Annotated in this window: 15 protein-coding genes; 9 read left to right on the top strand and 6 right to left on the bottom strand. The window is 64.0% G+C overall.

The window, feature by feature from the left end; genetic code table 11:
* The first annotated feature begins 54 nt into the window (after positions 1-54).
* The 4 genes from AAF563_22865 (at position 55) to AAF563_22850 (ending at position 7,588) form a co-directional block, all read left to right on the top strand.
* Positions 55-1,968, top strand: coding sequence for a nucleoside-diphosphate sugar epimerase/dehydratase (locus AAF563_22865; protein MEM7124138.1), 1,914 nt, complete (start codon positions 55-57; stop codon positions 1,966-1,968).
* A gap of 27 nt (positions 1,969-1,995) precedes the next feature.
* Positions 1,996-5,259 carry an adenylate/guanylate cyclase domain-containing protein gene (locus AAF563_22860; protein MEM7124137.1) on the top strand — a complete coding sequence of 1,088 codons (3,264 nt, stop codon included), beginning with the start codon at positions 1,996-1,998 and terminating at the stop codon, positions 5,257-5,259.
* Between the two features lie 98 nt (positions 5,260-5,357).
* Positions 5,358-6,914 carry a bifunctional phosphoribosylaminoimidazolecarboxamide formyltransferase/IMP cyclohydrolase gene (gene purH, locus AAF563_22855; GenBank protein MEM7124136.1) on the top strand — a complete coding sequence of 519 codons (1,557 nt, stop codon included), beginning with the start codon at positions 5,358-5,360 and terminating at the stop codon, positions 6,912-6,914.
* 8 nt (positions 6,915-6,922) lie between these two features.
* Positions 6,923-7,588, top strand: coding sequence for a glutathione S-transferase family protein (locus AAF563_22850; protein MEM7124135.1), 666 nt, complete (start codon positions 6,923-6,925; stop codon positions 7,586-7,588).
* 149 nt (positions 7,589-7,737) lie between these two features.
* On the opposite strand, the gene AAF563_22845 is transcribed toward AAF563_22850, so the two are convergent.
* The gene (locus AAF563_22845) at positions 7,738-9,036 is read right to left on the bottom strand and encodes an MFS transporter (protein ID MEM7124134.1); all 1,299 of its coding nucleotides are present in this window, start codon (positions 9,034-9,036) and stop codon (positions 7,738-7,740) included.
* The gene (locus tag AAF563_22840) at positions 9,033-13,859 is read right to left on the bottom strand and encodes an NAD-glutamate dehydrogenase (GenBank protein ID MEM7124133.1); all 4,827 of its coding nucleotides are present in this window, start codon (positions 13,857-13,859) and stop codon (positions 9,033-9,035) included. The genes AAF563_22845 and AAF563_22840 overlap by 4 nt, the downstream gene beginning before the upstream one ends.
* A gap of 262 nt (positions 13,860-14,121) precedes the next feature.
* Between AAF563_22840 and AAF563_22835 the strand changes: the two genes are divergently transcribed.
* Positions 14,122-15,378, top strand: a complete 1,257-nt coding sequence (locus AAF563_22835; GenBank protein MEM7124132.1) for an FAD-dependent oxidoreductase — start codon at positions 14,122-14,124, stop codon at positions 15,376-15,378.
* 16 nt (positions 15,379-15,394) lie between these two features.
* Here AAF563_22835 and AAF563_22830 read toward each other — a convergent pair whose 3' ends face one another.
* Positions 15,395-16,576, bottom strand: a complete 1,182-nt coding sequence (locus AAF563_22830; protein MEM7124131.1) for an FAD-binding oxidoreductase — start codon at positions 16,574-16,576, stop codon at positions 15,395-15,397.
* A gap of 14 nt (positions 16,577-16,590) precedes the next feature.
* Positions 16,591-17,454 carry an SMP-30/gluconolactonase/LRE family protein gene (locus AAF563_22825; GenBank protein MEM7124130.1) on the bottom strand — a complete coding sequence of 288 codons (864 nt, stop codon included), beginning with the start codon at positions 17,452-17,454 and terminating at the stop codon, positions 16,591-16,593.
* 122 nt (positions 17,455-17,576) lie between these two features.
* Between AAF563_22825 and AAF563_22820 the strand changes: the two genes are divergently transcribed.
* Positions 17,577-18,614 carry a methyltransferase gene (locus AAF563_22820; GenBank protein MEM7124129.1) on the top strand — a complete coding sequence of 346 codons (1,038 nt, stop codon included), beginning with the start codon at positions 17,577-17,579 and terminating at the stop codon, positions 18,612-18,614.
* A 15-nt stretch (positions 18,615-18,629) separates the two neighbouring features.
* On the opposite strand, the gene AAF563_22815 is transcribed toward AAF563_22820, so the two are convergent.
* Together AAF563_22815 and AAF563_22810 are read right to left on the bottom strand one after the other, a co-directional pair.
* Complete coding sequence (locus AAF563_22815; protein MEM7124128.1) at positions 18,630-19,313, bottom strand: cupin domain-containing protein; 684 nt, start codon at positions 19,311-19,313, stop codon at positions 18,630-18,632.
* Between the two features lie 9 nt (positions 19,314-19,322).
* The gene (locus AAF563_22810) at positions 19,323-19,943 is read right to left on the bottom strand and encodes a glutathione S-transferase (GenBank protein ID MEM7124127.1); all 621 of its coding nucleotides are present in this window, start codon (positions 19,941-19,943) and stop codon (positions 19,323-19,325) included.
* Between the two features lie 101 nt (positions 19,944-20,044).
* Between AAF563_22810 and AAF563_22805 the strand changes: the two genes are divergently transcribed.
* From AAF563_22805 to AAF563_22795, 3 genes are all read left to right on the top strand, one after another.
* The gene (locus AAF563_22805; GenBank protein MEM7124126.1) at positions 20,045-20,593 is read left to right on the top strand and encodes a TetR/AcrR family transcriptional regulator; all 549 of its coding nucleotides are present in this window, start codon (positions 20,045-20,047) and stop codon (positions 20,591-20,593) included.
* Positions 20,594-20,730: 137 nt separating this feature from the next.
* A complete protein-coding gene (locus AAF563_22800; protein ID MEM7124125.1) occupies positions 20,731-21,987 on the top strand; it encodes an FAD-dependent oxidoreductase in 1,257 nt (418 codons plus the stop codon).
* Positions 21,988-21,999: 12 nt separating this feature from the next.
* Positions 22,000-22,311 carry a sarcosine oxidase subunit delta gene (locus AAF563_22795; protein MEM7124124.1) on the top strand — a complete coding sequence of 104 codons (312 nt, stop codon included), beginning with the start codon at positions 22,000-22,002 and terminating at the stop codon, positions 22,309-22,311.
* The last annotated feature ends 37 nt before the right edge of the window (positions 22,312-22,348 follow it).

Raw genomic sequence — 22,348 nt, 5'->3', positions numbered from 1 at the left:
CACGGTCGCCGGTTTCCTGTGGTATCTTCGCAGCCAGAACAGGGCGGAAACCGCATGAAACGGCGCTATCGGCCATCGCGTTCGCACATCACCATGGTGCATGACGTGGTGATGGCGGGGCTTTCCTTTGTCATCGCGCTCTATCTGCGCCTTGGCGACGATATGTTCGCCCAGACGCGGCCCTATCTTCTGGAAGGCGTGGTGGTGTTCGCCGCCATCGCCGGCCTGGTCTTTCTGCGCACCGGTGTCTATCGCGGCGTCTGGCGCTATGCGTCGCTGCCCGATCTCTACGCGCTCGCCAAGGCGGTGACGCTGACGATCCTGATCTTTCTGCCGATCCTCTTCCTGTTCAGCCGCGCTGAGGACTATCCGCGCTCGGCGCTGGTCATCAACTGGTTCGTCCTGCTGGCGCTGACCGGCGGTTCGCGGATGATCTATCGCATCGCCAAGGACGGCGGTCTTTCCAACGTCCTGGAGCGCCCCAACCCCAGCGCCATCCCGGTCGCGCTTTATGGCGCCGAAGACGAGGCGGAGCAGTTCGCCCGCGCCATGTCGCGCAACCGCAGCGGACCCTACACCGTGACCGGCATGGTCGATCCGACCGGCCGCCGCTCGGGCCAGCGCATTCGCGGTGTCGAGATCGTCGACGGTCGAGACGGCCTGGATCGCGCGCTCGCGACGCTCAGGCGAAAGGGGCCGCGGCCGCAACGCTTGATCCTGACCCGCGACAAGGTGCCGCCGGAGGTCGCACGCGAAGCACTGACCGCGACCGAAAAACACGGCATGACATTAAGCCGACTGGGGCGCCTGACCGACTTCACCGACGGTCATGACGACGGCGCCAGTATCCAGCTTAAACCGGTCGCGCTGGAGGACCTGCTCGGCCGCCCGCAGACCGCAGTCGACCGCGAGAGCCTGCGCCAACTGATCGGTGGGCGGCGTGTCCTGGTCACCGGGGCCGGCGGCACGATCGGCGGCGAACTGGCGCGCCAGATCGCGACCCTGGAGCCGGCCGAGCTGACCCTGCTCGATCAGAGCGAATACGCGCTCTATGAAATCGATCTGGAGATGACGCGGCGGTTTCCCGATCTCACGCGACACGCGGTACTGCGCGATATCCGCGACCGGCCGCGCCTTGACCGCGCGCTCGAGCAGGCCCGTCCCGACGTCGTGTTTCACGCCGCCGCTCTGAAGCACGTGCCGCTGTCGGAAGAGAACGTCAACGAAGCCGTGCTGACCAATGTCGCGGGCACCATGAACGTGGCGAATGCCTGCCGCGACGCGGGCGTCGACGTCATGGTCCAGATCTCGACCGACAAGGCGGTCAACCCGACCAGCGTCATGGGCGTCACCAAACGGCTGGGCGAGCTCTATATCCAGGCGCTGGGCGCTTCGGGTGGCGGCACCCGTTTCGCCACCGTACGCTTTGGCAACGTCCTGGGTTCAGCCGGGTCGGTGGTGCCGCTCTTCCAGCGCCAGCTGGCCGAAGGCGGACCGCTGACCGTGACCCACGAGGACATGACCCGGTTCATGATGACCGTGCGCGAAGCGGTCGAACTGGTCCTGCAGGCAAGCGCGCTCGGCGGCAAGGGCGGCGAACTCTTCGTCCTCGACATGGGTGAATCAATCAGGATCCAGGATCTGGCCCGCCAGATGATCCGTCTGGCCGGCCTGACGCCGGACGAGGACATCAAGATCGAATTCACCGGCCTGCGTGCCGGCGAAAAGATGTACGAAGAACTGACCTACGACCACGAGAAGCTGGACCGCTCCGCGCGCGAGGGCATTCGTGTCGCCACCGGCACCCATGTCGACGCCGACAGACTTTATGCCGGGCTCGAGAAGCTGGTGAAGCAGGCGACGGCCGGCGACCCAGAGCGGACACGCGCCATGCTCCACGACCTCGTGCCGGACTACCATTCGCCCGATGGCGACATGACACCACCCCGCGCCGCCGCGGGGGATTAGTCGTGCGGGCTGTTCGGGGTATCGATCATGCGCGATGTATCTGAATGGCTGGAAAGCATAGGTTTAGCCGAATACGCGCGCACGTTTTCCGATAACGGCGTTGACGCCGAACTGCTGCCGGATCTGTCGAACGACGACCTGAAGGATATCGGCGTCGCCAGATTGGCGGACCGCAAACGCATTCTCAAGGCGATCACCGAACTGGAGTCGGCACCGGTTGAGACGGCGGCGCAGACTGATGAAGCGCAGATCGCTCCGGCGGATGCGGAGCGGCGTCAACTGACCGTCGTGTTCGTCGACCTCGTCGGATCGACCGAACTGTCGCGCCGGTTGGATCCTGAAGATCTGCGCGATGTCATGCGCCGCTATCAGGACGCCGTCGCCGGATCCATCGCCCGTTACGATGGCTATCTCGCCAAGTTTCTTGGCGATGGTGTCCTCGCCTATTTCGGTTGGCCGCAAGCGTTCGAGGATCAGACCGAGCGCGCCGTCCAGGCCGGTCTGGATGCGGTGAGGGCGGTCGCCGACATCACGACGGACACAGGCGGCGCCATGCAGGCGCGCAGCGGAATCGCGACAGGCCAGGTCGTCGTCGGCGACCTGATCGGCAAGGCCGCGTCCGACAAAGAAGCCGTTACCGGCGAAACCCCGAACCTTGCGGCGCGCCTGCAGGGGCTGGCCGCGCCGGGAGAAGTGGTGGTCGACGCGATGTCGCACCGCCTTGTCGATGCGGCGTTTGCGACGATCCCCTTGGGTCAGCAGGAGCTGAAGGGGTTTTCCGAACCGATCGACGCCTGGACCGTCGTCGCCGGCAAGACGTCGGAGAGCCGCTTTGAAGCGGCGCATGGCGAGCAGATGACCAAGCTGGTCGGGCGAACCCACGAACTGGGGCTGCTGCGCGACCGCTGGACGCAAGCCGGCAACGGCGAAGGCCAGGTTCTGGCCCTTTCGGGCGAGGCGGGTATCGGAAAATCCCGGCTCGTTCAGGGCCTGTGTCAGGATGTCGCTGCGCAGCCGCATGTCCTGCTGCGCTATCAATGCTCGTCGCGCCATGCCAACACGGCGCTCTATCCGGTCATCAGGCGCCTGGAACAGGCGTCCGGGTTCGAGGCGAGCGATTCCGTCGCGGCGAAGCTGGACAAGCTTGAGGACACGCTGCGGCGATCGGGCACGGATATCAGCGACGCAGCACCCCTGCTTGCGGCCCTGCTTTCGCTGCCGGCGGACGACCGTTATGGCGTTGTCGACATGACAGCGCCGCAACGGCGTGACCGCTTGATGGCGATCCTGATCGGGCAAGTGCTCGAATTGAGTGAGCGACAGCCCGTGCTGTTCGTCGTGGAAGACGCCCACTGGATCGATTCGACCACCGAGATCTTGATCGGCGATTTGATCGCCCGCATCGCCGACCGGAACGTGTTGGTCGTCGTCACACATCGCCCGGCCTATGAGCCGCCGTGGCTTGACCATGCGCATGTGACGGCGGTCGCCCTCAGCCGACTGAGCCGCGATCAAGGCGTGGAGATCGCCAAATCGATCGGCGGCATCGAGCTGACGACAGAGACGATCGACCGCCTCGTCGCGCGCGCCGACGGTGTACCGCTGTTCATCGAGGAGTTGACCAAGACGATGGTCGAGTCGGACCGCCAGTCGGACGGCGACGACATACCCGAGAGCCTGAAGGCTTCCATGACGGCGCGTCTCGACCGGCTCGGCGAGGCCCGCCACTTGGCCCAGGTCGCATCGGTCATTGGCCGGGAGTTCGGCCATGACTTGATTGTCAAATTGTCCGGACAGTCCCACGAGGATGCCGACACGTCGTTGCGCAAGCTCGTCGAATCGGGGCTCATCTTACAGCAGGGCAGGGCGCCGGACGCGCTCTATCACTTCAAGCACTCGCTGGTGCAGGACAGCGCCTATGGCAGTCTGCTGCGCAGCCGGCGCCGCCAGCTCCATGGCGACCTCGCGGTCCTTCTGTCGGACCTGCCGGCGGGCACTTCTGGGTCCGAGCCGGAGGTGATCGCGCGTCACTGGGAACGCGGCGGCAATCTCGCATCCGCCATCGATTACCGCGTTCTGGCCGCGCGTCACGCCGACAGCCTGTTGGCGCCGGCCGAAGCGACGGCGCATTACCAGCACGCGGTCACATTGAACGAGCGGTTAGACGACGGCCCCGAGCAGCGACGCCAGTTCCTGGATCTGATGCTGGCCATGATCTCCGTGCGCGACACCACGCGATCGAGCGGCGATGAAAGGAAGGTGGCCATCGCCCGCGCCGACAAGGCGCTGGCCATTGCCGAAGCTCTGGGCGACACGCCGTCGCTCGCCCGGCTACAGGCCTACGCGAGCTGGTTCGGGCGCGCCCAGGAGCTTCTGGCCGAGGCTCTGGATCATGCCCAGGCGTCCGGTGATGACGCGGCGCGCGCCGAAGTCGAGATGGCGGCGACCGGCTATCTGGGCTTCATCGGCCGCTTCGAAGAATCCCTGGCCAGCGTCGAACGGGCCATCGACCTCTTCGAGCGTATGGGCGATGAGGTCAGCCTGGGCTATGCGTTGGCCGGCGAGGGACGATGCTTCAACGCCCGCGCCGGACGCTTGGACCAAGCCCTGGCGCTGGCGGCGCGTGCCAGACACCTTGCGGAACGCTCAGACAAGGCGGACTTCCGATCGTGGCTTGCCATGGAAGCCGAACCCAACATGTACCGGGGTAATTGGGAACGGGTCATCGAGATCGCCAACCAGGATCTTCCCGCCGCCCGTGACGAAGGCAATGTGTTCGTGCTGACGTTCGTCCTGTCGTGGGCAAGCCTCGCATGCCTGAAACTCGACCGTCTTCAAGACGCGCAACAGAGACTTCAGGAAGCATACGATTGGCTGAAGGACTCACCAGCCGTCGAGCCGGCGGAGTACTATGTCGATATCGTGCGCAGCGCCGTTCTCCTGGCAGAGGGCGAGGTGGAAGAGGCGCGTGCCGTTGCCGATGACGCGCGCGCGAAGTGCGAGGCCGGATCATGGCAGGTCGAACACGGCGCGGCGTTGCGAGTTCTGGGAGAAGTTCATGCGGCCATCGGCGACACCGACCAGGCCGACGCGTGGTTCCGCCGCAGTCTGGATCTGTTCGGCACCATCCAGGCCCAACCGGAACTCGCGCAATCATTGCTTGGATACGGACGCTTTCTGATCACCGCTGATCCAGACCGCAGCACCCCGTTCTTGCAGCGCGCCCTCGCCCTGTTCGACGACATCGGCGCCGACGGCTGGGCTGCGGAGACAAAGACGTTGCTTGCGTGACATGCCCATGCAGGTGTCAACCAGCACTTGCATCGTCGCTGTGCTCGGGTATCAGGGGCGCCATGGCCGCCGATCCATGAAACGGGACCCCTTATTGTATGTCTGACGTCAAAATCACCCGCGCTCTGCTGTCCGTTTCCGATAAGACCGGTCTGGTCGATTTTGCCCGCGCGCTCAGCGGCTTGGGTGTCGAGCTGGTGTCGACCGGCGGCACCGCGCGCGCCATCGCTGAGGCCGGCTTGGCCGTCACCGAGGTCGCCGCGCTGACCGGCTTTCCCGAAATGATGGACGGCCGTGTCAAGACGCTGCATCCCAATGTCCATGGCGGCATCCTGGCCAGGCGCGATCTGGACGACCATCTGGCCGCCATGAACGAACACGACATCGCCCCGATCGATATGGTCGTGGTCAACCTCTACCCGTTCGAAGCGACGGTGGCGTCGGGCGCCGATCGGGATACGACCATCGAGAACATCGATATCGGCGGGCCCGCCATGATCCGATCCGCGGCGAAGAACCATGCCTTCGTCACCGTGGTCGTCGACACTGAAGACTATGGCGACGTCCTGGACGAGCTCGAGGCCAAGAACGGAGCGACGTCGCTGGCGCTGCGCCGGCGTCTGGCAGCGACCGCCTATGCCCGGACCGGCGCCTACGATACGGCCATCGCGCGCTGGTTCGAGCGCGAATCGGGCGACGGCTTTCCCCGCCGCATTGGTTTCGCCGGCGCGCTGGAGGAAACCTTGCGCTATGGCGAGAACCCGCATCAGGCCGCCGCGTTCTATAAGGACGGCTCCGCGCGGCCGGGTGTCGCGACGGCGCGCCAGGTCCAGGGCAAGGCGCTTAGCTTCAATAACCTGAACGATACCGACGCGGCCTATGAGCAGGTGGCGGAGTTTTCCGACCCCGCCGTCGCCATCATCAAGCACGCCAACCCCTGTGGCGTCGCCATCGCGGCTTCACTTGCCGAAGCGCATGCGAAGGCGCTCGCCTGCGATCCGGTCAGCGCCTTCGGCGGCATCGTCGCGGTCAACCGGGCGCTCGATCGTCAGACCGCCGAAGCGATCACCGAGGTATTCACCGAGGTCGTCATCGCGCCCGGCGCCGACGACGACGCGCTTGAGGTTTTCGCCGCCAAGAAGAACCTGCGACTTTTGTTGACCGACGATCTGCCCGATCCCGGCGAGACCGGTCTTACCGTTCGCTCGCTGGCAGGTGGCCTGTTGGTACAGACCCGCGACAACGGTTGCCTTTCCCCCGACGACTTGAAGACGGTCAGCCAGAGGGCGCCCAGCGCCGACGAGCTTGACGACATGCTGTTTGCTTTCCGTGTCGCCAAACACGTCAAGTCGAACGCCATTGTCTATGCCAAGGGTGGTGCCACGGTCGGCATCGGTGCCGGCCAGATGAGCCGCGTCGACAGCGCGCGCATCGCACGGCGCAAGGCCGAGGACGCCGGCCTGTCGATCGAAGGCAGCGTGGTCGCCTCCGACGCCTTCTTCCCGTTCGCCGACGGGCTGCTGGCGGCCGCCGACGGCGGCGCCACCGCCGCCATCCAGCCCGGCGGCTCGATGCGTGACGATGAGGTCATCGCGGCCGCCGACGAACGCGGCATGGCGATGGTCCTGACCGGCATGCGTCACTTCCGGCACTAGGTCGCACCATGGCGGCATCCGATTACACCCTTCATGGCCACCATGCCTCGGGCAATGTCTATAAGGTCGCGCTCTACTTTGCGCTCGCCGGCCATGCCTATCGCTACAAACATGTCGACATTTTTGCCGGCGAAACCCGGTCCGAGGACTTCACCGCGCTCAACCTGTTTCAGGAAGTGCCGGTCCTGGTGCACGGCGAGCGCGTGATCACGCAGTCGGACGCCATCTTGCGCTATCTAGCCGACGACTTCGGCCAGTTCGGCGGCCGCGACGAGGGAGAAAGACAACGCGCTCAGGCCTGGATGGCGTGGTCATCGAACAAGCTGACGAACGGTCTTGCGCTAGCGCGGTACGGCATCCGGTTCGCCGGGTTCAAGCCGGATGTCGTCGACTTCTATCAAAAGCGCGCGGCGGGCGCGCTCGATCTGGTCGACAAGCATTTGGCCACCAGCCCGTGGCTGGCCGGCGATCAGCCGACCATCGCCGACATGTCGGCGTGCGGATACATCTATCTGGCGGACGAAGCCGAGATTGACCTGAAGCCCTGGCGCAATGTTCTGGAATGGTCGGGCCGCATGGCGATGCTGCCCGGCTGGCACCATCCCGGCAAACTGCCCTTGAACGACGCGACCATCGCACCCGCCGTCGCCGTGCCGGAGGTCGACGAGGATTAGATCTCTGTCCGTCCGGCACCGCCGGCCCCCGCCCCCACCAACGGGGCCAAACCCCCAGAGGCGGGTTCGCCGCGACCCCCCATGGCAACATCCTCGGGGTGGCCCGGAGGGGGAGTGGGCCGGCCACGGAATACTCACCAAACAAGCCCCTAACGAACAGACCGCCCGGAATCCTTGAGCGGCAGCAGGAGCAGCAGGCCGACGACCAGGAAGACGACGATGACGGCCATGCCGATGCGCTGGCTGTCGGTCGCGACCGCGACGATGCCGACCAGGAGGGGCCCGAGGAACGAGGTGATGCGGCCGGAGAGCGCGAACAGGCCGAACATCTCGCCGGTCAGTTCCGGCGGCGCGAGCCGCGCCATCATGGACCGGCTGGCCGACTGGGTCGGGCCGACGAAGGTGCCGAGCAGGATGCCCAGGATCCAGAACCACGTGACGTCGTGCACCAGAAGGATCGCGGTGCCGAGGACGGCGAGCGCGACGATGGAGATGATCAACGTCTTCTTCGCGCCCAGCAGGTCATCGATCCAGGCGAAGCCGAATGCGCCTAGGCCCGCTGTCACGTTGAGCGCGATGGCGAATTGGATGACCTCTTTCTCGTCCATGGCGAAGGCGGTCGCGGCGTAGACGCCGCCCAGCGCAAACAGCGTGTTGAGCCCGTCGATATAGAACAGGCGCGCGATCAGAAAATGGACGATCGTGCGATGGCGCCTGACCTCCTTTACCGTGGTGACCAGGCTCTTGAGGCCCGCGCGCACCGCTTCGATGCGGCCCAGACCCGCCTTGGGCCGGTCTTCGGTAAAGGCGAACATCGGCCAGCCGAAGACGATCAGCCAAATGGCGAGGAGCGGCATCGCCGCGCGAATATCTTCGGCGTTCGATTCATCCAAACCGAACGGCGGCGGGTTGGCCTCGATCAGGCCGAACAAGACCAGGATCAGGCAGGCCAGACCGCCTGCATAGCCCATGGACCATGCCCAGCCCGAAATCCGACCGATGCGTTCGGGCTTGGCGAGATCGGGCAGCATGGCGTTATAGAAGACGGTGCCGACCTCGAACCCGATGTTGACCAAGGCGACCATGACGAGCGCATAAAGCGTCCAGCTTGGATCCGGCTCGGCGAACCACAGCAACGTCGTCGAGATGAGCGTGATGACAGTGAAGAAGAGGATCCACGGCTTGCGTCTGCCGCCCGCATCGGCGATGGCGCCGACGACCGGCGACAACAGGGCGACGATGATCGCGCTGGCCGCCAGGCCCCAGCTCCACAAGGCCGTGCCCTCGACCTGATCACCGACGATGCCGCGGGCGAAATAGGCGGCGAAGACGAACGTGATGACGACCGTTGGAACCGGCGAGTTCGCCCAGTCGAACAGGCACCAGGAATAGAGGCTGAGCCTGCTGCTACGCGAGCGTGCGGGTGACGTTTCGTTTGTGTCGCTCACCCGCCGGTCAAGACCTTCAACGAGCGGCTCGCGACCGTCAACATGGCAAGATCGACGGCACCGGCGGTTTTCAGGTCGTTGATCACGGAGCTGGAACGCGACACCAGGGCCTGGTTATCGGCAATCCACGCATTGACCGCCTTGTTCGCCTTGACGCCGTTCGACGACTGCAGGATGCGCGCGGTCAACGCGCGCTGCTGGACGAAGCTGTCCTCGACCAGGGCCTGCGATGCCAGCCGGTCCCACCTGTCTTCGATCGCCAGACGCGTCACGTTGTCACGCAGCCAATGAGTGCCGAACTCTTCGCCAACCTCGAAGAAGACCGTGCCGACATCGATAACATCCAGGTTCAAAATACGCGCCGTCTCGACGATATCGCACCCGGCACCCAACGTTCTCAATCGGGCGACCGTTAAGGCGAGATCCTTCGGCACGCCCTGTTTCACGAAGCGCTGGGCCGCGCGATCGATGGAACCCTTGCGCGCCTTGCCCACAAGGACCATCAGCTTGTCGCTCAACGCCGCGATCGCCGGCTTGAACGTGCGGATGGTGTCCTCGATCGCCAGGGGCGACTTGGTGTTACGCAGGAACCATGACGTGACCCGGTCGATCAGCAGGCCGGTTTCCAACAGCATGTCGGTCTGGGTCGCCGCCGGCACCTTGTTGTCCAACGCCTCGATTGCTACCCAGATGTCGCGCAGGCTGAACGCCTCGCGCACGACCGCATAGGCGCGCGCTACATCGGCCGGCGCCAATCCGGTCTCGTCGGCCAGGCGATCGACAAAACTCATGCCGACACGGTTGACAATACTGTTGGTCACCGATGTCGCGATGATCTCACGGCGCAACCGATGCGCCAGGATGCGCTCGCGGAACCGGTCCTGTAACTGGCTGGGGAAGTAGCGGACGAGATCGTCGATCAGGTAGTCGTCATCCGGCAGATCGGATTCCAGGAGGGAGTCATAGATATCCATCTTGGCATAGGCCAGAAGGACCGAAAGCTCCGGCCGTGTGAAGACGCGGCCCTGGCTTTTCCAATCTGCAATTTCCTCGTCATCGGGCAGAAACTCGATAGGCCGGTCCAGCAGACCCCGATTGCTCAGCACCTGCATGAAGCGCACCTGTTCGTCCATGAAGCTGCGCGTGACGTGCTCAAGAACCGTCAGCGCCTGGGTCTGCAGGTAATTGTCGCGCAGCACCAGGTCCGCGACCTCGTCGGTCATGTCCGCCAACAATGTGTCGCGTTGCTTGACGGTCATGTCGCCGGAACTGACGACGTCGCCGAGCAGAATCTTGATGTTGACCTCGTGGTCGGAACAGTCGACGCCGGCCGAGTTGTCGATGGCGTCGGTGTTGATCTTGCCGCCGGCCAACGCGTATTCGATACGCCCAAGCTGGGTCACGCCCAGATTGCCGCCCTCTCCGATCACCTTGCACTTGAGGTCGCGGCCATCGAGCCTGAGGCCGTCGTTGGCGCGGTCACCGACTTCGGCATTGGTCTCGTCGGACGACTTGATATAGGTGCCGATACCGCCGTGATAGAAAAGATCGACATCGGCGCCCACCATGGCGCGGATCAACGCGTTCGGCGTGAGCTTCTTCTCCTTGATGCCGAAGCGTTCCTGGATCTCCGGCGTCAGATCGATCGACTTCGCGCTGCGCTCAAAGATGCCTGCGCCCTTCGACAAAACCGAGCTGTCGTAGTCGGTCCACGAAGAACGCGGCAGCGCGAACATGCGCTCGCGCTCCTTGAAGCTCTTGGCTGGGTCGGGATCTGGATCGACGAAGATGTGCAGGTGGTTGAAGGCGCCAACCAGCTTGATGTGCTTGGACAACAACATACCGTTGCCGAAAACGTCGCCGCCCATGTCACCGACGCCGACGACGGTGAAGTCCTCGTTCTGGATGTCCTTGCCGAGTTCGCGGAAATGGCGCTGCACGGCAACCCAGGCGCCGCGCGCCGTAATGCCCATGCCCTTGTGGTCGTAGCCCGCGGAACCGCCGCTGGCGAACGCATCGCCCAGCCAGTGGCCATAGGATTCGGCGATTTCGTTGGCGATGTCAGAGAAGGTCGCCGTGCCCTTGTCGGCGGCGACGACAAGATAGGGATCGTCGCCGTCATAGCGGACAACCCGATCGCGCTGCACGACGTCGGCGCCGGCATAGTTGTCGGTGATATCCAGCATGCCGGTCATCAGTGTCTTGTAACAGGCGATGCCCTCGGCAAGCTGCGCGTCGCGACCGCCTTCGCTGGGCGGTTTCTTGACGACAAAGCCGCCTTTCGCGCCGACCGGGACGATCACCGCATTCTTGACCTGCTGCGCCTTGACGAGACCCAGTATCTCGGTGCGGAAGTCCTCGCGCCGGTCCGACCAGCGGATACCGCCGCGCGCGACCGGACCACCGCGCAGGTGAACCGCTTCGACACGTGAGGAATAGACAAAGATCTCGCGCCACGGCCTGGGTTCCGGCAGATCGTCGATCATGCCGGAATCGAGCTTGAACGATACGTAAGCCTTCGGATTCCCGGTCTCGGTGACCTGGAAATAGTTGGTGCGCAAGGTCGCCTGAATCAGGTTCAGGAACTTGCGGATAATGCGGTCCTGATCGAGCACCGCGACCGCCTCAAGACCCTGCTCGATGTCGGCGGTCAAGCCCGCCATACGCCCCTCGATATCGGCGCGGTCATCCGGATCGAACCGCATCAAGAACAGCTTGACCAGGCAGCGCGCCAGCTTCGGATTGGCCGAGAGTGTCTGTTCGATATAGGCCTGACTGAACGGAACGTTCACCTGCTTCATGTATTTGGCGTAGGCACGCAACACGACGATCTCACGCCAGGCAAAGCCGGCAAGAACCAGATCGTTGAAGTTGTCGTTCTCCACTTCACCCGACCAGACGCGCGCGAACGTCTCGTGGAAGCGATTACGGACCTCCGATACGTCGATCTCCCAGTCGTACTCGGGCCTGACGTGGAAGTCGTGAATCCAGATCGAATGGCCAAGTTTCTTGGGGTGGATCTCGAACGGCGACTCCTCGTTCACCACCAGGCCCATGTGTTCGAGCATCGGCAGGATATCGGATAGCGGCACAGGATCACCGGCACGATAGACCTTGAAGTTCAACATGCCGTCGGGCGCATCGACGCGGCGATAGAGGTTCATGGCGATGCCGTCGTCGCCCATGCCTTCCATGCGCTCGATATCTGCCACCGCGAGCCGCGCGCTGAACGAAGTCTTGTAGCCGGCCGGAATGCCGGCGGCGTACTGGTGAAACAGGACCGCGCCCTTGGCTTCGCCGAACACTTCGATCAAGGCGTCATGCAGATCGTCGTCCCAGCTGCGCGACGCCAGCACCAACCGCCGCTCGATCTCGTCGACGGTTTCCGTCGGCTCGCCACCCTCCGGCGTATGGACAATGAGATGCGCGCGCGCCATCGGTGCTTCGGAGAACTGTGTGCTGACCTCGACCGATGTCCCGCCCAAGGTTTCCAGCAGGATCGACTCCATGCGCTGGCGCAGATCGGTGTCGTAGCGGTCGCGCGGAATGTAGATCAGGCATGAATAGAACTGCGCGTAGCTGTCCTGGCGCATGAACAGGCGGATGCGCTGGCGGTGCTCCAACTGCAGAATGCTGTGCGCAAAGATGTCCAGGGTTTCGTCGTCGATCTGGAAGAGCTCGTCGCGCGGGAAGGTCTCCAGGATGTTTAGCAGCGCCTTGCCGTTATGACTGTTGCTGCCATAGCCCGAACGCTCGATGACCGCGTTGACCTTGCGGCGCAGCAGCGGAATGTCGCGCGGGCTGGTGTTGTAAGCGGCCGAGGTCAGCAGACCAAGATAGCGCCGCTCGCCGACAACGTCTCCTTTATCATCAAAACGGCGCACGCCGATGTAGTCCATGTAGACCGGCCGATGCACATCGGAACGAGTCCACGCCTTGGAGATGATGAAGAGTTCCTTGCGTTCGAGATAGGCGGCGTAGTTTTCCGGCAGCGGTTCGGCGTAGCGCGCGCGGCTCTCCTCTGAGATCTCACGCAGAATGCCAAGGCCCGCATCCTCGCCGGCGCGGGCATAGGTCCGTCCGTCGCGGTGTTCATAGGCGTATTCGCGGTAGCCCAGGAACGTGAACTGGTTGTCGCGCAGCCACTCCAGAAACGCCTTGCCCTCGTCCAGCTGGTCGGCGGGGATCGGCGGCGGCGACGACGTCAGCTCGGCGAGCGCGTCGTCCAGACGGCCGATCATGGGCCGCCAGTCCTCGACCGCCGCGCGCACGCTCGCCAAGACTTCGGCGATACGCCGTTCGATGGCCTCAAGCGCTTCCTGAGTCGGTTGCTGCGTGACCTCGACATGCAGGAACGATTCAGGTGAGGAATCGTCAAGCGACTCGAAGATCGGGCACATCGCCTGGCTCATGCCCTTGTCGTCGCGGCGGACCCGGATGATCGGATGGATCATCATATGGACAGTCAGTTCCATGACGTTGAGGGCGGAGACGACCGAATCGACCAGGAACGGCATGTCGTCGTTGATGATCTCGATCGCGGTATGGGTTGTCTGCCAGCCGTGTTCCTCTAGCCTTGGGTTGTAGGCCCGGATTTTGGGCTCACTCGGCTTGCGTGAACGGCTGAACTGCCACAGCGACGCGACGGCGCCGAACAGGTTCTCGACCGACTGACCCTCGATGTCCTCCAGGACAGCGTCGCGGAAATAGCCACGCGCCAGGCTGGTCAATTGGTCCGCATCGCCCTTGGGAAAACGTTCCTCGATTAAGGCGATGATCGCGTCGACGGCTTCTTCGACGTGTTGTTGTCCAGGTCTGCGCATGGTGAGCCCTCTTCTGTGCGCCCGCATCCCAAAGTCACGCCGGCTTGTCCCCCCGGCTGTCTCATACTCTCATCTTAGGATGGTGGCGGTATGACTTCCATGCAGCATTAGACCACGCAGCTGTGACGGACCGTTACAAGTGCGGTCAGCCGGCTGCTCTCCCTCAAGCGGAGATTTTCGCCCCAAAAAGAGCCCAACTAGGGCAAGATCTTTGCAGAACAGCGCCAACTGCAGCCAAAGCTCTCGAACGGATTGCCTGCCCATGCCCTTCTCGCTTCTTCGACACGCGCTTAAACGCGACGGCCAGCCGCCTCGCGTCTTGCCGACGCCATCGGCGCTGAAGCAGGCCTATGACGTCGTCATCATCGGCGGTGGCGGCCATGGTCTGGCGACCGCCTACTATCTGGCCCGCGACCACGGCATCACCAATGTGGCGGTGCTGGAGAAAAATTACCTGGGCAGCGGCAACACCGGCCGGAACACCATGGTCATCCGGTCAAACTATCTGACACCGGAGGGCGTCAAGTTCTATGACACCTCGGTGCGGCTCTATCGGGATCTCGCCCACGACTTCGACCTGAACCTCATGATGTCGGAGCGCAGCCAGATCACCATCGCCCACACCGACGCCCAGATGCGCACCATGCGCTGGCGCGACGAAGTGAGCCGGCATTTCAACATCGCCAGCGATCTCGTCGACCGCGACGAATTGGCGCGCCTGGTGCCGTTCCTGGACGTGTCGGAAGAAACGCGCCACCCAATCCAGGGCGCCCTGCACCATCATCCAGGCTCCATCGCGCGGCACGATGCGGTCGCCTGGGGTTACGGCGCCGGCGCCTGGCAGCGGGGTGTCGAGCTGCACCAGAAGACCGAGGTGACCGGCATCTCGGTCGACAAGCCCAATGGCGGCGGCGGAAAGATCAGCGAGGTGCATACCAACCGCGGCACCATCAAGGCCGGTCAGGTCATCCAATGCGTCGCCGGCATGTCGAGCGTGATCGCCGCCATGGTCGGCATCAAGCTGCCGATCAAGACCTATCCCCTGCAGGCCGGCGTTACCCAGCCGCTGAAGCCGTTCCTGGATCCCCTGATCAGTTCGGCGCAACTGCACGTCTATCTGTCGCAGACCGCGCGCGGCGAAGTCGTCATCGGCGGCGGCTCCGATCCCTATACGCTCTACAGCACGCGCTCGACGCTGGAGATGAAGGAGGCATGGATGTCGGCGACGCTAGAGCTCTTCCCGTTCTTGGCCGAGACCAAGATCCTGCGCCAATGGGCCGGCATGACCGACATGACGCCGGACTATTCGCCGATCATGGGCAAGACTGAGGTCGGCAACTATTACATCGATGCGGGCTGGGGCACATGGGGGTTCAAGGCAACGCCCGTTTGCGGCAAGACCAACGCCGAGCTGATCGCCCGCGACAAGACGCCGGATCTGATCACCGCGTTTTCGCTGGAACGGTTCTCCACCTTCGGCCTGCTCGACGACAAGGCGGCGACCGCCGCCAGCCACTGACCCCGCCGCGTCTGGCTCAGCCGAAACCCGGAAACCGGTCGAGCGAAAAGGGTTCAAGCATGGCTGGACGAACGCCGTCGATGACGACGTCGGCCATCAGCGCACCCAATACCGGCGCCAGCGTGACACCGCTATGGGTAGCAATCAGGTAGAGCCCCGGCGAGCCCGGCAGACCGCCAGCAATCGTGTTGCCATCCGAGGGATAGGGACGCACACCAACCGCGACGTCGCAGGCACCGCGATCGACATCGCCGACGATGGCGGGCAGACGGTCCTTGGCGCGAGACAACAGCTTGTCGGCGGCCGCGTCGACGACCGCGCGAGACGACGTCTCGCTCACCAGGCCGTCGGTGTCTTCGGCGCCCAGCCGGACGCCGCCCTGGGCGGCCGGTCGTATGTGCAGAAGATCGGCGCCGCTGTCGACATGAACAATGCGGCGCAGCAGTCGCGTCCGGTTCGTCGCCGGCGTCGTCATCAGGAGACCGGGCACGCGGTTCATTGGGAAGCGCGCGGCAAAAGCACCGAAGCCGGTCAAGTCCGCGAGGACCTCGGGCGTATCCGGGCCGGCGGCCACAAGCACCTTGGGGGCGTCGAACGAGCCCTTCTCGGTGGTCACGCCGGTGATCGTGCCGTCGTCGTCCACCGCTAAGGCCTCGGCCGCACAGCGTTCGGCGACCATCGATCCCATGGCGCGCAGCCTGTCGGCCAGGAAACCCGTAAACGTCGGCGCATCGAGCCACGCATCGGACGTCGCGTAGATTGCTTCGGTGTCCTCGTCGAACCGGATGTCCGGTTCAAGCGCGGCCAACACCGCCCCCGAGACCAGTTGATGCGGATAGCCGTACTCAGTGAGATAGGCCGCCTGCTCACGCATGGCGGCATAATCGCTTTCGTTGCTGCGGCGCGCGCACTGCAGCATGCCCGTTTGATGCCATCCGATGGTCGCTGCGCCGTACTCCTCGACCAAGGCCGCATAACGCACGCAGCCGTCGGCATTGAGCCGGTGGTACGCCTCGTCGGCGACCTTCGACGTTGCGTTGATCCAGGTGAAGGATCGACTGGACGTGCCGCCGCCAACTTTGCCGCGCTCGAGCAACGCGACGGTCGCGCCGCGTCGCGCCAGATAGAACGCCGCCGCAGAGCCGACGACCCCGCCGCCTATAACGACGACGTCGAAATTTGTCTGTTCGTCGGTCACAATGCGATTCTCCCCTAGCCGCCGAACCGATGTTCGGCAACACCGCGGTAGCCCGACCCGTGGATAGCCAGGGTGCGGCCGGCATCGGGTATCGGGCTGTCGGCATCGTCGAGCAAGGCCGTCGTGACAAAGATGATGTCGAGATCGGGGCCACCGAACATGACCGACGTGACGGTCTGGTCGGGCACGTCGATCCGTGTATCGATCGCGCCGTCAGGCGTGATGCGCAATAGGCAGGCGTCGTCCCACTGCGCGCTCCACACATAGCCGTCGGCATCGACCGTTGCGCCGTCGGGATTGATTCCGCTGATCAGAACCCGCCCTTCACCCAGGGTGCCCGATGCCTGATCGTAATCGAAGGCCTCGATGACCGACGTGTCACGGCCGGTGACATAAAGTGTCCGACCGTCGGGACTGAAGCACGGACCATTGAAACAGATGAAGCCATCGAGCAACGCCGTGACACCCCCGTCATGATCGAGCCGATAGAGCACGCCCTTCGGATCGGTATCGCCGACATAGTCCCGGTTCATGCCGCCGGCGAGGAAGCGTCCCATGCGATCGACCTTGCCGTCGTTCAGTCGGACGTCGGCTTGTCCGGCCATGGGCTCGCTCAGCGTCGTCGCGGTCCAGGAATCCAGGTCGAAGCTGTAGAAGCCCTGCTCCATGGCCAGGACCACGCCGCCGTTGGCGCGCACGGCGAGACTGCCGACGGTGCGTGCCGGCAGCGCCCAGCGATCGGTGGCACCGCTGGCCGGATCATGGCGGAACAGCGCAGGCGCCAGGCCGTCGACCCAGAACAGCATCTGGTCGGCGACGTCCCACACCGGACCTTCGCCCAGCTTGCAGCGGTGATGGCTGACCGGAACGATCTCCATGACGGCTCCCTTGATGGCGCGCCCGTGCGACGCGGCATGTGCGCTCATCCAACTGTTACTGGTAACCTTCGCAGCGGTCCAGCCACCAGACCATCCGCGATCCGTGAGCACAGGGAGTGACGATGACCGAACCTGCAAAACCCGAGGCCAAGCGACCGCGCGTCGACGATAGCCGCCTGCTCGACATTCAAATGGGGCTCTTCGGCGGTCAGGCCTTTCTGGTCGGCCTTGATCTCGGCCTGTTCGCGCGATTGGCCGAGACGCCCATGTCCTTGAGCGACGTCGCCAAGGCATTCGATCTGGACCCGCGCGCCGCCGAAGCACTTCTGACAGTGCAGACCACGTTGGGGTTTCTGGAGAAACGCGGCGATACCTACCACCTGACCGATATCGCCGAGGATTACCTGGTGCCGGGAACGCCGCTCTATATGGGCGACTTCCTGCGCGAGGCGACGTTCGCCCAACCGGAGCTCACTTCATACGCTTCCGTCAAACGGTCAATCCTGGAGAACCGCACCCAGATCTATGACGGCGGCGAGCTGTTCCAGACACACGAAGAACAGGCCGCACAGGCGCGCACCTTCACCATGATGATGCACGGCCATTCGATCGCGCCGGGCATGGCGTGGCCGGAGAAGTTCGACCTTTCGGGTGTGCGCAAGATGATTGATATCGGCGGCGGTTCGGGCGCCCATGCCATCGGTGCGGCGCTGCGCTGGCCCGACCTGAAGGCCGTCGTGTTCGAACGACCCAACGTGGCCGACGTCGCCCAGGAGCAGATCGCCGCCTATGGCCTCAGCGACCGCGTAACGACGGAGATCGGTGACTTTTTCACTGACGATCTGCCGGCGGGCGACCTGCATTTCTACGGCGACATCTTCCACGACTGGACGGATGAGACGTGCCGGGAGCTGGCCGCCAAGAGCTTTGCCGCGCTCGAACCCGGCGGTCGGATTATGATCCACGAGGTGATCTTCGACGACGACAAGACCGGGCCGTTCTGCGCCGCGGCGCTCAACGTGGTCATGCTCGCGTGGACCGAAGGCAGGCAGCGTTCGGGCGCGGAGCTCGCGGCCATCCTGACCCAGGAGGGCTTCGTTGATGCCGAGACGACACGGACCTTCGGGTATTGGAGCGTCGCCTCGGCGCGCAAACCGTGAGCGCCGGGCCGGCGATCAGGTAACAGCGGGCGCGACCGGTGGCACCGCCAGATGGCCACGCTTTATCCAGACATGCGCGCCCTGCGGCCCCGCGAGTGCCTGATCGCCACCGCCTGGCGGTAGACGGAGCCACGACATCCGCTCGAAGGTTTCACCGCTTTCGATGAAAGATCCGTCGAGCACGAGGGCTTCCAGACCGCCCGGCGCGTCGAGGTCGATCAAGGCGCCGACCTGCCATCGTTCCATCGAGACGTCTTCGCGGTCGTCGCGATAGAGCGGCAATGCGTTGACGCCGGATCTGCCGTCAGCTGACGCATAGATCGCGTCGTTGGTATCAATGTTGACGTGGCGGCGGTCGGCCGGATCGAACTGCCAGAGTTTGACGAAGATGGTGCAGCCCGGCGCCGATCCCGGCGTGTGCGAGGATTGCGGGGGATTGCGCACATAACTGCCGGCGGGAAAGTCGCCGTGCTCGTCCTGGAAGACACCGTCGAGTACCAGAAACTCCTCGCCGCCCGTGTGTACGTGCGGCGAGAAGCTGCTGTCGGGCGCATAGCGTACGATCGTCGTCGCGCGGGCGACCTCATCGCCCAACCGGTCGAGCATGCGCCGCTCGACGCCGGGCATGGGTGAGGCCGTCCATGGCATGGCAGCGGCATGGACGGCGACACGTTCGCGAAAGTTCGCGTTGACCTGCATGGCCTGGACTTAGCTGCCAGCGCTCGGCCGCTGCGCGACCCGCTCGCGCCAGTCCTTCAGGTTCGTGCAGTCCTCGGGCACGCCGACCTTGGCAAAGTCCGCGAACGCCAAGCCGGCAAAGGCCGTGATATCGGCGACCGAAAAATCATCGCCCGCGAGATAGGGTTGATCAGCCAGCACGCCGTCTAGATAGCGCATGCCCGCCACCGCGCGCTCGCGCTGATGGTTGCCCCACTCCGCACACTGGTAGGTCTCGATGTCGGGGCCAAGACCCGGTGTGGCGAGGTGGAAGTAGGCACCGACCGCGTCCAGCAGACCAGCCTCGGCTCGCCGCTGCATCATATGGATGACGGCGCGTTCCTTGGGCGTGCGGCCGGTCAAGGTTGGCTCGCCCGCTGCGTGATCCAGATACTCCGTGATCGCCGAGCATTCGGCGATCGTGACGCCATCGTCCAGCTCCAGCACCGGCACGGCGCCGGCGGGGTTCTTGGCCAGAAACGCTGGTTTCTTGTGTTCGCCGTTCGGCACGTCGACGGAAATGAACTCGACCTGATCGCCCAGGCCCTTCTCGGCGATCGCCATGCGAACCCGGGCGGGGTTCGGGAATCCTTCGTAGTCGTAAACCTTCATCGAAACCTCCATCTATCTATCACTAGGTAGGTAGATTTGTCATGGACCTCCGACCCTGTCAAGCCTATCTATCGATAGATGCGGAAGTAAGTGAGTCAACGATGAGCCAAACCCTGGAAACCCTGCTGGATGCCGCCGAAAGCGACATCCGCCTGCGCGGCTATCACGCCGTCAGTTTTCGCGAGCTGGCGGACGAGATCGGCATCAAGAGCTCAAGCGTGCACTACTATTTCCGCCAGAAGGAGGATCTCGGGCTGGCGCTGGTCGAGCGCTATCGCGAGCGGTTCTTTAGCGCGCTGGAAAAGCTGACATCGCGGGCTGAAACGCCCGAGGAGCGACTGGGTGCGTTCGTCGCGCTTTACCGCCAGGCCCTGGTCGGCAGCGACCGCATTTGTCTCTGTGTCATGCTGGGCGTGGAAAGCCGTGGCCTTCCGTCGGCGCTCGCCAAAGCGGTCGCCGCCTTTTTTGAGGCGAACATCGGATGGTTGGTCAATGCCATGCCCGCGAGCATGCCGGCGGACGAGCGGCAGAGCCGGGCGATCCACATTGTCGGGACACTGCAGGGCGCAATGCTGTTGGCCTCGGCGCTCGGCGACCACGCCATCTTCGATGCCGCCGCCCAGGATCTCATGGCGGACCGGGCTGCCTAGAAGAGCAACCACGGAAAGTGTCCCGACTGGTCTTAATTGGCTTGAAATGGTCCGGAATCGGTGTAAAGCGGTATAGAAGACGTGGACTCGCGCGCGGGCCTGATCTAGCTTGCGCCAAAGCCAGGCGAGGGACTTCCATGCCGTTCGGACTGCTCAAATTCGGTCTCAGTAGAGGTCATCCGGTGCCGCGCGTTCTGCCGCCGGCGACCGATCTGAAAGACAGCTACGATATCGTCATTGTCGGCGGCGGCGGCCACGGTCTTGCCACCGCATACTATCTGGCCCGCGACCATGGCATCACCAATGTCGCGGTGCTGGACAAGGGCTATATCGGCGGCGGCAATACCGGCCGTAACACGACGATCATCCGCTCGAACTATCTGACGCCCGAGGGCGTCAAGTTCTACGACGAATCGGTCAACCTCTATCAGGACCTGGCCAACGACTTCGACATGAACCTCATGTATTCGAAGCGCGGCCACTACACGCTGGCCCATACCGATGGGGCGCTGCGCACCATGCGCTGGCGTGCCGAGGTCAACAAACACTTCGGCATCAACTCCGAACTCGTGCTGCGCGACGAGCTTCGGAAGATGGTGCCGCAGCTCAACTATTCCGAAGACGTGCGTTACCCGATCCTGGGCGCGCTCTATCACGAGCCCGGCGCCATTGCGCGCCATGATGCCGTCGCCTGGGGTTACGGTGTCGGCGCGGCCAAGCGCGGCGTCGAGATTCACCAAAACACAGAAGTGACGGGCTTCGACATCACGCCGGCCAACGGCTCAGCCCCGAAAATCACCGGCGTCAAGACGACGCGCGGCACGATCAAGGCGGGCAAGGTGCTGCAGGCGGTCGCAGGCATGTCGGGCGAGGTCGCCAAGATGGCGGGCTTCAAGCTGCCGATCAAAACCGTGCCGCTTCAGGCCTGTGTCAGCCAACCCCTCAAGCCGTTCCTGGACGCCATCGTCGTCTCCGGCAGCCTGCACGTCTATGTCTCGCAGTCCGCGCGCGGCGAACTGGTGATGGGCGGATCGACCGATCCCTATGGCGTCTATCAAACGCGCAGCACGCTCGACTTCAAGGAGGGGCTCATGATGCACATGCTGGAGCTCCTGCCTTTCATCGGCGAGGTCAAGCTGCTGCGCCAATGGGCCGGCATGACCGACATGACGCCGGACTTCGCGCCGATCATGGGCGAGACGCCGGTCGACAACTATTACATCGACGCCGGTTGGGGCACCTGGGGCTTTAAGGCGACGCCGGTGTGCGGCAAGCGCAACGCCGAGATGCTGGCGACCGGACGCGTGCCCGACATCATCGCGCCCTTCGCGCTGCAGCGTTATCACGACTTCAAGCTGGTCGGCGAAAAGGGCGCCGCCAGCGTCGGCCACTGAGAGACCAAGACCATGAAAGTCATGCCTTGCCCGCTCAACGGGCCGCGCAATATCTCCGAGTTCGCCTATGGCGGCGAGGTGGAAGAACTGCCCGCGCCCGATTGCGGCGAAGACACCTGGATCGACTACGTCTATCTGGAAAACAACACGGCGGGCATCGTGCGCGAGTGGTGGTATCACACGCCGACCGCCTACTGGTTCATTGCCGAGCGCGACACCCGCACCGATGACATCCTGAAGACTTATCCGGCCAGCGACATCTACAAGGACCGTGTCGACTTCAGCGCGCCCCCACCCGCTGAGGCGCCGGGAGAGACGTCATGAGCCACAACCGTCTCGACGCGCCCAGGGGCCACTTCAT

The organism is Pseudomonadota bacterium (assembly GCA_039028155.1).
Taxonomy (GTDB): domain Bacteria; phylum Pseudomonadota; class Alphaproteobacteria; order SP197; family SP197; genus JANQGO01.
The sequence above is the reverse complement of the archived record's forward strand: the minus strand, read 5'-3'. Positions and strand labels throughout refer to the sequence as shown.

What these genes read in the sequence shown, in the direction of transcription:
- AAF563_22795 (MEM7124124.1), top strand. Translation starts at nt 22,000, where the DNA reads ATGAAAGTCATGCCTTGCCCGCTCAACGGGCCGCGCAATATCTCCGAG.
- AAF563_22860 (MEM7124137.1), top strand. Translation starts at nt 1,996, where the DNA reads ATGCGCGATGTATCTGAATGGCTGGAAAGCATAGGTTTAGCCGAATAC.
- AAF563_22805 (MEM7124126.1), top strand. Translation starts at nt 20,045, where the DNA reads ATGAGCCAAACCCTGGAAACCCTGCTGGATGCCGCCGAAAGCGACATC.
- purH (MEM7124136.1), top strand. Translation starts at nt 5,358, where the DNA reads ATGTCTGACGTCAAAATCACCCGCGCTCTGCTGTCCGTTTCCGATAAG.
- AAF563_22840 (MEM7124133.1), bottom strand. Translation starts at nt 13,859, where the DNA reads ATGCGCAGACCTGGACAACAACACGTCGAAGAAGCCGTCGACGCGATC.
- AAF563_22820 (MEM7124129.1), top strand. Translation starts at nt 17,577, where the DNA reads ATGACCGAACCTGCAAAACCCGAGGCCAAGCGACCGCGCGTCGACGAT.
- AAF563_22810 (MEM7124127.1), bottom strand. Translation starts at nt 19,943, where the DNA reads ATGAAGGTTTACGACTACGAAGGATTCCCGAACCCCGCCCGGGTTCGC.
- AAF563_22815 (MEM7124128.1), bottom strand. Translation starts at nt 19,313, where the DNA reads ATGCAGGTCAACGCGAACTTTCGCGAACGTGTCGCCGTCCATGCCGCT.
- AAF563_22825 (MEM7124130.1), bottom strand. Translation starts at nt 17,454, where the DNA reads ATGGAGATCGTTCCGGTCAGCCATCACCGCTGCAAGCTGGGCGAAGGT.
- AAF563_22800 (MEM7124125.1), top strand. Translation starts at nt 20,731, where the DNA reads ATGCCGTTCGGACTGCTCAAATTCGGTCTCAGTAGAGGTCATCCGGTG.
- AAF563_22850 (MEM7124135.1), top strand. Translation starts at nt 6,923, where the DNA reads ATGGCGGCATCCGATTACACCCTTCATGGCCACCATGCCTCGGGCAAT.
- AAF563_22835 (MEM7124132.1), top strand. Translation starts at nt 14,122, where the DNA reads ATGCCCTTCTCGCTTCTTCGACACGCGCTTAAACGCGACGGCCAGCCG.
- AAF563_22865 (MEM7124138.1), top strand. Translation starts at nt 55, where the DNA reads ATGAAACGGCGCTATCGGCCATCGCGTTCGCACATCACCATGGTGCAT.